Annotated in this window: 13 protein-coding genes; 4 read left to right on the plus strand and 9 right to left on the minus strand. The window is 51.4% G+C overall.

The window, feature by feature from the left end; genetic code table 11:
• Positions 1 to 336 precede the first annotated feature (336 nt).
• On the plus strand, positions 337 to 1,503 hold the full coding sequence (locus IKG78_RS09880) for a DegT/DnrJ/EryC1/StrS family aminotransferase (protein WP_290942869.1): 1,167 nt from the start codon (positions 337 to 339) through the stop codon (positions 1,501 to 1,503).
• A 229-nt stretch (positions 1,504 to 1,732) separates the two neighbouring features.
• Here the strand turns inward: IKG78_RS09880 and IKG78_RS09885 are convergent, their stop codons facing one another.
• A complete protein-coding gene (locus IKG78_RS09885; RefSeq protein ID WP_290942871.1) occupies positions 1,733 to 2,578 on the minus strand; it encodes a Cof-type HAD-IIB family hydrolase in 846 nt (281 codons plus the stop codon).
• Positions 2,579 to 2,746: 168 nt separating this feature from the next.
• On the opposite strand from IKG78_RS09885, the gene IKG78_RS09890 reads away from it, so the two are divergent.
• The gene (locus tag IKG78_RS09890) at positions 2,747 to 3,727 is read left to right on the plus strand and encodes a bifunctional oligoribonuclease/PAP phosphatase NrnA (protein WP_290942873.1); all 981 of its coding nucleotides are present in this window, start codon (positions 2,747 to 2,749) and stop codon (positions 3,725 to 3,727) included.
• Between the two features lie 2 nt (positions 3,728 to 3,729).
• On the opposite strand, the gene IKG78_RS09895 is transcribed toward IKG78_RS09890, so the two are convergent.
• A complete protein-coding gene (locus tag IKG78_RS09895) occupies positions 3,730 to 4,458 on the minus strand; it encodes a LysE family translocator (RefSeq protein ID WP_290942875.1) in 729 nt (242 codons plus the stop codon).
• 107 nt (positions 4,459 to 4,565) lie between these two features.
• A complete protein-coding gene (locus tag IKG78_RS09900) occupies positions 4,566 to 4,937 on the minus strand; it encodes a hypothetical protein (RefSeq protein WP_290942878.1) in 372 nt (123 codons plus the stop codon).
• Positions 4,938 to 5,112: 175 nt separating this feature from the next.
• On the opposite strand from IKG78_RS09900, the gene IKG78_RS09905 reads away from it, so the two are divergent.
• The gene (locus IKG78_RS09905) at positions 5,113 to 6,261 is read left to right on the plus strand and encodes a phospho-N-acetylmuramoyl-pentapeptide-transferase (protein WP_290942880.1); all 1,149 of its coding nucleotides are present in this window, start codon (positions 5,113 to 5,115) and stop codon (positions 6,259 to 6,261) included.
• 134 nt (positions 6,262 to 6,395) lie between these two features.
• Here the strand turns inward: IKG78_RS09905 and IKG78_RS09910 are convergent, their stop codons facing one another.
• Positions 6,396 to 6,854, minus strand: coding sequence for a hypothetical protein (locus IKG78_RS09910; RefSeq protein WP_290942883.1), 459 nt, complete (start codon positions 6,852 to 6,854; stop codon positions 6,396 to 6,398).
• Between the two features lie 171 nt (positions 6,855 to 7,025).
• Positions 7,026 to 7,439, minus strand: a complete 414-nt coding sequence (gene ruvX / locus IKG78_RS09915) for a Holliday junction resolvase RuvX (protein WP_290942884.1) — start codon at positions 7,437 to 7,439, stop codon at positions 7,026 to 7,028.
• Positions 7,440 to 7,530: 91 nt separating this feature from the next.
• Between ruvX and typA the strand changes: the two genes are divergently transcribed.
• Positions 7,531 to 9,363 carry a translational GTPase TypA gene (gene typA, locus IKG78_RS09920; RefSeq protein WP_290942886.1) on the plus strand — a complete coding sequence of 611 codons (1,833 nt, stop codon included), beginning with the start codon at positions 7,531 to 7,533 and terminating at the stop codon, positions 9,361 to 9,363.
• 180 nt (positions 9,364 to 9,543) lie between these two features.
• Here the strand turns inward: typA and IKG78_RS09925 are convergent, their stop codons facing one another.
• From IKG78_RS09925 to IKG78_RS09940, 4 genes are all read right to left on the minus strand, one after another.
• Positions 9,544 to 10,458: a hypothetical protein gene (locus IKG78_RS09925; protein ID WP_290942888.1), complete on the minus strand. Its 915-nt coding sequence runs from the start codon at positions 10,456 to 10,458 to the stop codon at positions 9,544 to 9,546.
• Positions 10,455 to 11,000 (minus strand): hypothetical protein, encoded by a 546-nt coding sequence (locus IKG78_RS09930; protein ID WP_290942891.1) that lies wholly within the window; start codon positions 10,998 to 11,000, stop codon positions 10,455 to 10,457. The genes IKG78_RS09925 and IKG78_RS09930 overlap by 4 nt, the downstream gene beginning before the upstream one ends.
• Positions 11,001 to 11,004: 4 nt before the next feature.
• Positions 11,005 to 11,166: a hypothetical protein gene (locus IKG78_RS09935; RefSeq protein ID WP_290942893.1), complete on the minus strand. Its 162-nt coding sequence runs from the start codon at positions 11,164 to 11,166 to the stop codon at positions 11,005 to 11,007.
• Between the two features lie 510 nt (positions 11,167 to 11,676).
• Positions 11,677 to 11,876: hypothetical protein (locus IKG78_RS09940; RefSeq protein WP_290942896.1), on the minus strand; the 200-nt coding region annotated here is incomplete at its 5' end.

The raw sequence follows: 11,876 nt of genomic DNA on the forward strand, positions 1-11,876 counted from the left end.
GAAGTAGGAAGTAGGAAGTTGGAAGTTGGAAGTTGGAAGGCTGGTGTCATCCTGAACGAAGTGAAGGATCCAGTGATTTCTAGTGGTTGGTGGTTAGTAGACAGTAGGAAGTAGGAAGTAGGAAGTTGGAAGGCTGGTGTCATCCTGAACGAAGTGAAGGATCCAGTAAAGGTGTGGGGTATGGGCACGGGGCTTACGGCCCTTTGACTCCTTCGGTGCCAAACTTCACCCCAAAGGCTTGTGAAACAAGCCGACCTCAAGCGAAGCGACCTAACCCCTACTACCTAAAACCTATAACCTAAAAACACCCAACCACTATTTTCTAAATTGCACTTCATGATTCCCTTCATTAATCTACAGGCCCAGCGCGAAGCTTACAAAAAAGAATTTTTACAAGCAGAACAAGAAGTCCTCGACAGCGGTTGTTACATCGGAGGGCCGGTAGTCAAAGCGCTGGAAGCTGAACTCGCAAAATACACGGGCGCAAATCACGCCATCACCTGCGGCAGCGGAACAGACGCCATCACGATAGCCCTTACCGCCCTTGGGCTTCAACCAGACGACGAAGTCATCGTTCCCGATTTTACGTTCATCGCCCCAGCCGAATGCGTCATGCGAATGGGCGGCGTTCCAGTATTCGCTGATATCGACGCAAAAACACTCCAAATCAGCGTCAAAAGTATAGAGCAACGCATCACTGCAAAAACAAAGGGAATCATCGCGGTCAACTTGTTCGGCCAATGCGCCCCCTACCGCGAAATCAAGGACATCGCAAAGTTACACGGGCTATGGCTGATCGAAGATTCCGCACAAGCATTCGGGGCCACGCAAAATGGAATCGCAGCGTGCACGTTCGGCGACATTTCCATCACGAGTTTTTACCCGGCAAAACCGCTCGGCTGCTACGGCGACGGCGGAGCGTTGTTCACGCATGACGACGAACTCGCCCAAAAAATCCGCCTCATCGCAAACCACGGAAGCCGCATTCGATACGTCCATGAAATCTGTGGCATGAACAGCCGGCTCGACGCCATCCAAGCAGCAGTCCTCCGCGTCAAACTCAGGCACTTGGACGAAGAACTTAAAATCCGCGAAAAGAACACTCAAAAATACAACGAGTTTTTCGCAAATTTCGCAGGCATCACACCGCAAAAAATCGCAGACGGCAACACAAGCACTTACGCCCAATACACAGTGCTGGCAAACGACCGCGAATCATTTATCACAAAACTGAACGCGGCAAGAATCCCTTACTGCATCCACTACCCGATGCCGCTGCACGAACAGCCGTGTTTCGCAAATTTCCTGCCCGACTATAATATAGCATCCGCCTTATATGGTCCACCAGGCATTATCAATACACTTCCGCCCGATATCGCTGATAAATTATTAGAGAACGCAAATATACATGCCGATCGAGCAGCAGAACAAGTCGTAAGCCTCCCCATGTGTGCGTTTACAGACGTGGAAGAGATAATTGCGAGACTTACAGTCAGGCTATAGGCATTAGGGGTTAGGTGTTAGGAGAATAATCACGGCGTTGCCGTCTTTTATTAGCACACATAGTGTGCGTATAACAAACCTAAGACCTATAACCTAAAGCCTAAAACCTTTTTTCAAGACTTTACTGGATGCTTCGCCGTTCCGGCTCAGCATGACGAATTTCACGCAATTATCTTGGCGACTTCGTCGCGACATTTTCAACTAATGACCAACGGCTATTGACCAACAACTACATCACAAATTTCTCAATGACTTCCGTAATTCCCGAATGGTTATTGTCGCGTTCCGTTACGTAATCCGCAACCGCTTTCGCAGCAGGGCTTGCATTCGCCATTGCGACACCGACTCCAGCCGCATCAATCATCGGACAATCATTTTCTTCGTCACCCACGGCAATCGTATTTTCAATCGGCTCATGGTAAAAATCCGCCATGTAGCGTACAGCAGCACCTTTATTCGAAAGCATGTGCGAAAACTCCAGCATTTCAGGCTTGCTGAACACGTCAAAAAGTTTGTCCGCAGTCACCGTCCGCATATCAGCACGAAAATCGACTAAGCTCGAATGCTCAAACGGCGTAATGACGTTCACTTTGATGGGCGGTTTCACGACAACGTTTATCGGACCGTTTTCTTTACGCTGTTCGCCGTAATATTTGCGGATATCGTCAACAACAACATAATCCATTTGCATTAAGCGGCAATACGTCTTGAGCTGTTCCGTCTCGTATTCGCTCACCACCAAATCGCCAGCATACGTGTGCGCATGCATGCCACGCTTGTGAGCCTCGTCCATGATGAACTTCACCTGATCAACAGAAATACGTCGCGTCAAGATAGATTCACCCGAACCGCAATCGTAAATCAAGCCTCCATTAAAGCTCACCAGAAAATATCCCGGCTTTAAAAAACCGTACTTTTCCGCAATCCGCTTCACGCTTGTGAGTGGTCGCCCAGTCGTCATCACGAACTTATGCCCAGCGTCAATCATCGCATGGATTGAAGCCATATCCGCATCGCTGATGTTCTTCGCATCATCCAACAGCGTGCCATCTAAATCTGTAAATAAAAGTTTCATCGTGCAAAATATAATATTAGAATTAGTAGGAAGTTAGATGTGGTTAGAGGTTAGTGGTTAGTGATTAGTGATTAGAAAACGTCACCAAAAAATAGGTCTCAAATCTATAGCTTTTAAAACAGAGCATTTTAATATGAGCTATATTTCATACATACGAAGGAGCTTTTTATGCAATTGGACGAATTATTGAAAGAAGCCAAAACAGTGGCAATTTTTGGACACGTACGCCCGGACGGCGACTGCGTGGGATCCACTCTTGGACTTTACAACTATATTTGCGATAACTATCCGACCATCAAGACAAGCATTTATTTGGAACGTTTCCCCGAAAGCTATAAGATTCTGCCAAGAGCAAACGAAATCATCGAGATTTACGAAGAAAACAACAAGTCCAATCATTATGAAGCAAGCGAACCCTACGATTTAGCCATTCTTTTGGATACGCCATCGTACGAGCGAGTCGGGGCCAACGGCGAATCTTGCCTCAAATCCGCCAAAAAGACTTGCAACATCGACCACCACATCAGCAATCCCCTGAATTTGTGCACCATCAACTTTGTTGACCCCAAAGCAAGTTCTGCAAGCGAAGTGTTGTATTTCTTGCTCGATACGAATAAAATAAGCAAAGATGCCGCAGAATGCTTTTACTTGGGTATTGTCCACGACACAGGGGCATTCAAATTCAGCAGTACCGGGCAAAAAACGATGGTCGCCATCGGCGATTTGCTAGACAAAGGTATTGACTTTACACGCCTCATGAACGAAACATATTTCACGAGGACGTACATCCAAACGCTAGTTACCGGGTACGTGATGATGAGCTGCAAGCTTGCTCTCGACGGCAAGGTTGTTTATAGCTATATGACCCCCGAAGACATGGACCGCTATTCCGTGACTCCGGTGGAACTCAGCAACGTCATCGACACCTTGCGCGAAGTCAGCGGAACCGAAGTCGCCATATTCCTCTACCCCGTCAACGGCGAATACAAAATAAGCCTCCGTAGCAATTACGTCGTCGATGTGAACAAAATCGCATCAAACTTTGGCGGAGGCGGACACGTCCGTGCCGCAGGCGGAAGCTCCAAGGAATCGCCCGAAGAAACAATCAAAAAGCTCTTGTTGCTTATCCAAGAACAGCTGATAAAGTAATACTAAACGAAAAATAGGGCTATCGCAAGCACCACAAAGACGCAGCCGCTAAACCAGTTAAGGTTGCGGTTTGCTTTTGGTGATGTGAGCAGGTACTTTTTAACAGTCCCGGCGAGAATGGCGATAGAACCGAACACAATCATCGTTGCCACAATAAATTCAGCCCCGAAAATGGCAGTCTGCAAACTCGGATGAATCGGGCGGTCCAAACGCACCGCCGGTGGGATCAATGACAAAATAAATAGGATGACCTTCGGGTTCGTCATGTTCATGATGATGCCGCGTAAGTAAAGGCTACGTGCAGAAGGAACGCCACTAACCGCATCGTTAGACTTTATTGGATTACAAGACTTTGCAGGATCCTTCGACTCCACTACGTTTCGCTCAGGATAACAAATGCTACTGTCATTCTGGAGAGGCTTGGCCTCGATAGAATCCATCTCGTCAATTTCAACAGTTCCTACACGGACCCCAAAACTCTTATACGCTAAATAGAGCAAATATGCAGCCCCAAGGCACTGGATTACGAAAAACGCCGTCGGACTTGCGGCAATCAAAGCAGACACGCCAGCCACAAGGAGGCAAATCTGCAAAGCGATTCCCGTACAAAGTCCAAGGATAATGCAAAAGCCAAGACGAGCTCCGTAAGTTGCGCTCTGGGCTAGCACGAATAAATTGTCCGGTCCCGGAGCAATTCCAATCACAAGCGCGGCAATAAAAAATTCAAGCATGTTTAGGTTACAGGTTATAGGCTATAGGTTTTAGGTCAGTCAAGTAGCATGAATCAGCATAGGATTAGAGAAGTAAACCTAATCCCTACCACCTAAAACCTAACTCCTTATAGTTTACTCAAGAACGTATCGACATCGAGGTCTGCAAGGTCTTTTTGCAACGTTTCTAGCATATCGTCCGTAATCGCCAGATGTTCCTGTACCCGGTCTGCGGCACGAGCATTAGAGACATCAACCAGTTTCTTAAGCGAATTTGCCACCTCGCCTACTGTGCCATCCTGACGCATCACGACATCAAGCACTTTGGAAAGCCTTTGCCGAAGTTTCGCAAATTCTTCACGGTCCAGCTCCGAAATTTCACCATGATAGCACATCAAAGGGGTCTGGCACCTCGCACAGGGGAACACCATCATGTTCGAGAAGTCACCATCAACCTGGACTTTAAATTTCGTTCCGCAATGCGGACATTCAATATCCATTTCACTCATGTACTATAATGTAGAATTTTTTACAATTCCTAGCCAATATAACTGTAAAATTTTATTTTTGGAACGTCCATCATGCTTTGCGACCCCGTTATAATTTTTACTATACGAATAATTCAATTAGCACGTACATACCTACTACCTAACACCTATTACCTAATCCCTAATCATGCTTTGCCATTGGCTTTATCAAACAACACACATTGATCTTTTCGACGGACGTTTGTTCCGTGCAGGCGCAGCAGCCATGCTCTCCATCATCTTGGTGCTATTTTTCATGCCCAAGTACATCCGTTTTTTGCAGAGACTCGACGCTACTAGCGATTTCGACAAAGACGGCAAAACAAAATCGCCTCCCATCATGGGCGGACTTCTCCTCGTAATCGTCGTAGAAATCGTCTCATTGCTTGTATGCCAGATGAACGGCTACACCATTTCGACGCTTGTAATTCTCACATTGTTCAGTGCCGTGGGTGCCACCGACGACATGGCAAAAGTCCGTGCCAAGCGCCTCGTCAAACAAGGAAAACTCAAAGCCGCCGATTACATGGACAAGGCGGACGGCATTTCTAGCACGCTTAGACTCATTCTCTACTTTTTGTTCAGCTTTGTGGTTGCGATTTTCTGCTACAAGTTCATCCCCGAACTCAAAGGCGACTTGACCATTCCGTTCTGCCCTATTGACGTTTTCCAAATCCATCTCCCCAACTGGATTTTCGTTGCGTTCATGACGTTCGTCATCGCGGCATCTGCAAACGGAACAAACTTCACGGACGGTCTCGACAGCCTAGTGTCCGTGCCGATTCTCACGAGCATGTTCTTCGTCGGACTTGTGGCCTACGTGAGCGGCAACTTTATCTTTAGCCAGTACTTGAGCGTGCCGTACCTCCCCGGCTGCGACGAACTATTCCCGCTTGCGACCTCCATTGCTGGCGCGTTGCTCGCTTATCTGTGGTTCAACAGCCCTCCGGCAGAAATTTACATGGGCGATGCCGGCTCCGTCGGCTTTGGAGCGACAATCGGCATCATGTTCATCTTGGTTCAGGCAGGGCTTTTCCTCCCCATCGTTTGCATCATCATCATCGCCGAAGCTTGCTCCGTGCTGATGCAAATTACTTGGTTCAAAATCACCAAGAGAACAACCGGCACCGGCAAACGAATCTTCCTTTGCGCACCACTCCACCATCACTACCAAAAGAAGTGGGACGGACGATTCCCGAGCAAGCCGCTCATGAACTCCAAGATTGTTTGGCGCATGCACTTAGTGAGCATCTTTGCACTCATCTTCAGCATGGTCGTGTTCTTCGGAATTAGATAAAAACGTAATTTGTCAAAATTTCCCAAGAAACAAACATTCGCATAAAAAATTCCCCGGAGACGTTAGGGTTCACATCCGGGGATTATTGTTTTTATAAAGATGATTCCGGCACAAGGCCGAAATGGCATATATGGTTATGCGTGAATTTGTGTGCTGGCACGTTCGATATCGAACAAACGACGCAACGTTTCCGCCTTAGCCGGTTCGCGTTCTTCGGGGAGCGTCAATGGTCCCATTGAAACAGCGACCAGAATGGACCCCGGATAGTTGTTCACTCGCTTGATGAAGTCGCTTACGGAAACGCCTTCAGTGTAGAAATCCACAACAAACGTATCCCAGTCATCTTCTTCGAGCTGCTGCATCGCTTCTTCTTCAGTCTTGACGGCCTTGAAGAACGCCCCCACAAGCAAATCCGAAAGAACTTCGAGGCAAGCCTCACGGCGAGCATCGTCCTCTTCCCAGATAAGGATGCGGCGGTCACTGTAGTCACGGACTTGCGGAACGAAGTTTTCTTCGGCGTTCAATGCGTCAAGCATCGCACCAGTCGCTTCGTCCATCTCTTCATCATCAAAATTATCGAAATCTTTAGCCATGTTGTAAATATAGTAAAAAAGTGGTTAGTAGGCAGTAGGCGGTAGGAAGTAGACAGTAGGAAGGGGTTAGGGGTTAGGCTTTAGGGAAAAAATCGCAGCTTCGCCGCCCCGTATAAAAGCACGTAGTGCATGATTCTTATCCTAACTCCTATAACCTGTAACCTACAACCTTTAAACATTCTCATCGAACCAGCGCTGGAGTATGATCGCAGCAGCGGTGCGGTCGATAATGGCCTTGTTCTTCTGCTTTTTCTTTTTACTCAGATAAGATGTGAATTCCTGCGCCTGCACGCTGGAGTACGATTCGTCCTGCGTATGGATTTTCATTCCCGGAAAACGCAGCGCCAAATCCTTGATAAAAGCCTCCACCACCACATTCTTGCCATCCTTGCGGCCATCCGGGTGGTAAGGCATCCCGACGACAAATTCGTCAATCTTATTGATGCGCACAAGCTGGTCCAGGCGTTCGAACAGGTTCGTCGTCTTCTGGTCAATCGTCTCGCGCGAAAACGCCATTTTGAGTTCGGAATCGCCAAAAGCGACCCCGACGCGATGTTCTCCGTAATCCAAAGCAAGATAATTCACGTCACTAAATATAGAATACGAACGCTGAATATTGCATTTTTCCGCTCATTTTTCTATCTTTGCGCCGAAAATTAAAGCCAAACGGTAAAATATGGATCAATCAAAAATCAGAAACGTTGCCATCATCGCCCACGTTGACCACGGTAAAACAACCTTGGTGAACCAGCTCCTCAAACAGTGCGGAACCTTCCATGAAGGTGAAGAAATTGTAGATCGCGTGATGGACTCCGACAACCTCGAACGCGAACGCGGCATTACCATTCTCTCCAAGAACACAAGCGTGATGTACAAGGGATACCGCGTGAACATCGTCGATACCCCGGGGCACGCCGACTTCGGCGGCCAGGTGGAACGCGTTTTGGGCACAGTCGATGGCGTTCTCCTGGTGGTTGACGCATTCGAAGGACCGATGGCCCAGACCCGCTTCGTGACGAAGAAAGCTTTGGAACTCGGCCTTACCCCGATTGTCGTCGTGAACAAGATTGACCGCGACGGTTGCAACCCGCTCCTCGCACTCGACAAAGTCTTTGACTTGTTCTGCGAACTCGATGCATCCGAAGAACAGCTCGATTTCGACAGGGTTTTTGGCAGTGGCCGTAAGGGCATTTGCCGCGCCGAACTGGAAGACGAAGATGGCGACTTCAGCATCTTGATGGACAAGATTATCGAACGCATCCCGGCACCGAAGGGCGACCCGAACGGTGAACCGCTCCTCCAGATTGCCTCCCTCGAATACTCCAGTTTCCTTGGCCGTTTGGCCGTGGGCCGCGTGCAGCAGGGCGTGTTCAAGCCGAACCAGACTTACGCTCAGGCATTCCCCGACGGAACCGTCAAGACAATCCGTCCGCAGAAGATTCTCCGCTACGAAGGCCTTACCCCGAAGCCGGTTGACGAAGCAGGTCCGGGCGAAATCATCCTCATCGCAGGTCTTGACTACTTCGATATTGGCGACACCATCAGCGCAACGAGCAATCCGATTCACTTGCCGCGTATCCACATTGACCCGCCGACAATCTCCATGCTCTTCACGGTGAACACCTCCCCGCTCGCAGGCAAGTACGGCGGAAAGTTCATGACGGGTAACCAGCTCCAGGAACGCTTGGAACGCGCCCACATGGCAGACCCCGCCCTCCTCGTCGAAAAGGCAGACGGAGCATCGACGTTCAAGGTTTCTGGCCGTGGCATTTTGCACCTCACGATTCTCGTCGAAAACATGCGCCGCGAACTTTACGAATTCACCATCGGGAGTCCGCAGGTCATTTTCCAGAAAGACGAAAACGGCAAGCTCTTGGAACCGGTCGAAGACTTCAAGGTCGAAGTCCCGAACGAATTCAGCGGAGCCTGCATCCAGGAAATCCAGCAGCGCAAGGGCGAAATGGTCAACATGACGACCGACGAAAACGACCGCGTGATGCTCGAATTCATCGTTCCTTCCCGTGGCCTCATCGGTATCCGCCCGAAGCTCCTTTCGCTTTCCAAGGGTTACGCCGTGACGCAGTCCTTCTTCAAGGAATACCAGCCGTACAAGGGCGAAATTCCGGCTCGTATCAACGGTGTGCTCATCGCAAAGGAACCGGGCGAAGCCGCAAGCTATGCTCTTTCTAACCTGGAAGACCGTGGCTACCTCGTCATCGGTCCGGGTGCAGAAGTTTATCCGGGCATGATCGTGGGCGAACACAACCGCGACGTCGATATTACCGTGAACGTCACGAAGGGCAAGCACCTTACCAACATGCGTTCCAAGTCCGCTGACGACATGATTCAGCTCACGCCGTACCGCCGCATGACTTTGGAAGAATGCGTCACATTCATCAACGAAGACGAATGCATCGAAGTCACTCCGGAAGTGCTGCGCCTCCGCAAGACCGAACTCGATCCAATCAAGCGTAAGCAGATGTCCAAGCGCCCGGCTGAAGAAGAGTAATCAGACGAAAGAACGAACCTTCGGTTCTACAGACTATAGACGAAAGAAGCACCCTGTGGGGTGCTTTTTTTAATTGTCATTCTGGAGCACGAAACCCGATAGGATCCAGTGCATTTATCGTTAATCAAAAAAGTCCGGCGAAAAGCCGGACTCAATCAATATTCAAAGAATTTCGTCGATTTACGCTTTACCAAGTGCAGCCTTGATGGCGAGAACGTCTGCTTCAGAAAGTTCGGTGAAATCCGTAATTTCTTCAACAGGCCTGTTTTTCAATACCATTTTCTCCGCCATTTCACGAGCTTTTTGATTGCGACCCGTATCAATAGCGGCTTTATGGATGGCGTATTCGTCCCATTTGGCTTTCTGTGCTTCGTCGATCATTTGCTGTTCCTCTTTCGATAATTTAGCCAATTTCGCAGCGTTGAAGTCCGGAAGCGGATTTTCGCGGAGCTCGCGGACCTTCGACTTGATCCCTGCCTTGTCTATGAGGCCGAGTTCTATGGCCGTGTCCGCGTCTACGTCCATCACGCCCATTCCGGATCCCCAGTCGAACGGTGGGTAGGGGTTGCCGAACACGGAGAGGTTCGTCCACACGGGATCGTCCTTCAGGGCGATCATCCTTCCGCCGAATGTCCTTCCGCCGGCGGCCTTCCACCGCTGCGGCCAGTCTTTGCGCGGCTTACTGCGCTCCGCGACCCTGGTGAACTCCTGGGCGGGGAACGCTGCGAACGCGCCGGGGCCCATGCCCTCGGCGTACTGCATGTAGCCGCGCGCCTGGGCGACGTTCGTCTTCACGATGACGTCAATGCGCGCCTGGCTGAAGAGGTCGTGTATCGTGCCTTCCTTCCCGGCCTCCGGCGCGTAGTGCATGCGCCGCAGCTCATCGCGGAACCCCATGCGGATCTTCGAGAGGTCTGTCTCTCCGCGCGCGTACTCCGCGGCCTTGTCGCGCATTGCCGCAAGGATGTTCACCTCGGCTACGCGCGAAGAGAAGAACGCACGGTTGCGAAGTCCCGCCTGAATCTGGTTCCACTGAGAGGAATCCAGGCTGGAGCCGACGAGCGCCTTCTGGAGTATGATCTCGGATTCCGTCATGTCATGTGCTCCAGTGCGCGTCCGATCGCGGCGTTGGCAGCGTCGGTCATCGCGGATTCTGTCGGCAGGACGGTCTGGTCCGCCGGTATGGCTGCCTTGGCGACAAGGAGGTACCACACGTCGTTTGTCTCCTTGTCGCGGAGCGTGCCGGCCGTGGAGCCCTTGGGCCATACGAGCGCGAACTGCTGGCGCGATGGGTCGATTTCGGCGGGACGGCGTCCGGCGGCAGCCGGGACCTGCGGGATGGCGAGCGCCTTGTGGCCGCTAGTGGGGTAGACGACTCCGCCGTAGTAATGGAGCGCAACGCCCTCCTTATGAATGGTCACGATGGAGACGGATCCGTTCATCTCCGTTGTGACGGAGTTCGCCGCGTCGCCGTAGTAGCCGGTGCGCGGCATGCCGGGAGCGGGGACGGACCTGCGGTCCCGCTCCACGAGATGCCTCTTCACGGCGTTCGACACGCCGCGGCCCGCCGCCTGCGCGAGTTCGCGGTCGGGCGGGAGCATGTCAGCTGTCGACGAGACTTTGAAGGTGAGGTGCATGGTGCTACATCCCCCGTCTTGACATCTCCGCCACGTCAAGGTCGCGCATGCGGAGAATATCAGCCTCGGAAAGCCATCCACGATAGACGCGATAGCCGTAGAGCGTGATGACGTCGCACTTGAGCGAGCCGGGCCCGCGAATGATTGATGTTCTCTGTGTTGCCATGGCTTATTCCTTTCCCATTAGGTGTGTCGTAGTTTTCCGCGCGGCGTTGCTGCCTCCGAGGGGTTTTAAACAACAGACGAAATTTTAGCTAAGCGGGAATCCTTTCTTTTTTTAGAGTTGAGGTTTTACAACGGGAGCAGCAACGGGGTCCGCGCGCTTCCGGCCACCCGGCCGAAATCATGTCATGCAAGGGCCTCTGGGTCTGGGAGCAGTTGCGAATACACCGGCCATCTTTTCGCGTTTCTGCGGCGCGACAGTTCCATGCGCCAGCGGGCGTCCGACACTCCGCGCGGCTGGCGCTTTGCCTTGGACAGCTCATCAAGCGAAATGGGGACGAAGCGTTGGCCGGCAATCTTGTCCACCGACTCGTGCTTCCTGCTGCTGAGCATGCTTCTGAGACTTCTTAGGCACTGGGGCGAGCACGTCTGCCTTGGGTCGCTGCGCTGGCTCACCTCGAATTCGTTTCCGCAGATTTTGCAGTTCCGTTTCATTCGCGTTCCTCCCTGCCGGTCAGAGCACCATCCTTCCGACGCTCGCGCTTTCGCACCAACGGCGGACGTCGGAACCCGCCGCGGACTGGTTGTACTGTACAAGCAGCGCGACGCCGTCCTCCGAGACCTCGGCCGACGCAGACAGCTCGCCGACCGCCTCTGCCGTGCCGTAGCGCGCCTGGTACTGCGCCCATCCGCCCTCGGCCCCAAGGTCGATCC

The sequence above is a fragment of the Fibrobacter sp. genome, from assembly GCF_017545445.1.
Taxonomy (GTDB): Bacteria; Fibrobacterota; Fibrobacteria; order Fibrobacterales; family Fibrobacteraceae; genus Fibrobacter.

Coding starts and splice junctions, on each gene's coding strand:
- IKG78_RS09935 (WP_290942893.1), bottom strand. CDS start 11,166: ATGGCAACACAGAGAACATCAATCATTCGCGGGCCCGGCTCGCTCAAG.
- IKG78_RS09890 (WP_290942873.1), top strand. CDS start 2,747: ATGCAATTGGACGAATTATTGAAAGAAGCCAAAACAGTGGCAATTTTT.
- IKG78_RS09905 (WP_290942880.1), top strand. CDS start 5,113: ATGCTTTGCCATTGGCTTTATCAAACAACACACATTGATCTTTTCGAC.
- IKG78_RS09910 (WP_290942883.1), bottom strand. CDS start 6,854: ATGGCTAAAGATTTCGATAATTTTGATGATGAAGAGATGGACGAAGCG.
- IKG78_RS09925 (WP_290942888.1), bottom strand. CDS start 10,458: ATGACGGAATCCGAGATCATACTCCAGAAGGCGCTCGTCGGCTCCAGC.
- typA (WP_290942886.1), top strand. CDS start 7,531: ATGGATCAATCAAAAATCAGAAACGTTGCCATCATCGCCCACGTTGAC.
- IKG78_RS09895 (WP_290942875.1), bottom strand. CDS start 4,458: ATGCTTGAATTTTTTATTGCCGCGCTTGTGATTGGAATTGCTCCGGGA.
- IKG78_RS09900 (WP_290942878.1), bottom strand. CDS start 4,937: ATGGATATTGAATGTCCGCATTGCGGAACGAAATTTAAAGTCCAGGTT.
- IKG78_RS09930 (WP_290942891.1), bottom strand. CDS start 11,000: ATGCACCTCACCTTCAAAGTCTCGTCGACAGCTGACATGCTCCCGCCC.
- IKG78_RS09880 (WP_290942869.1), top strand. CDS start 337: ATGATTCCCTTCATTAATCTACAGGCCCAGCGCGAAGCTTACAAAAAA.
- IKG78_RS09885 (WP_290942871.1), bottom strand. CDS start 2,578: ATGAAACTTTTATTTACAGATTTAGATGGCACGCTGTTGGATGATGCG.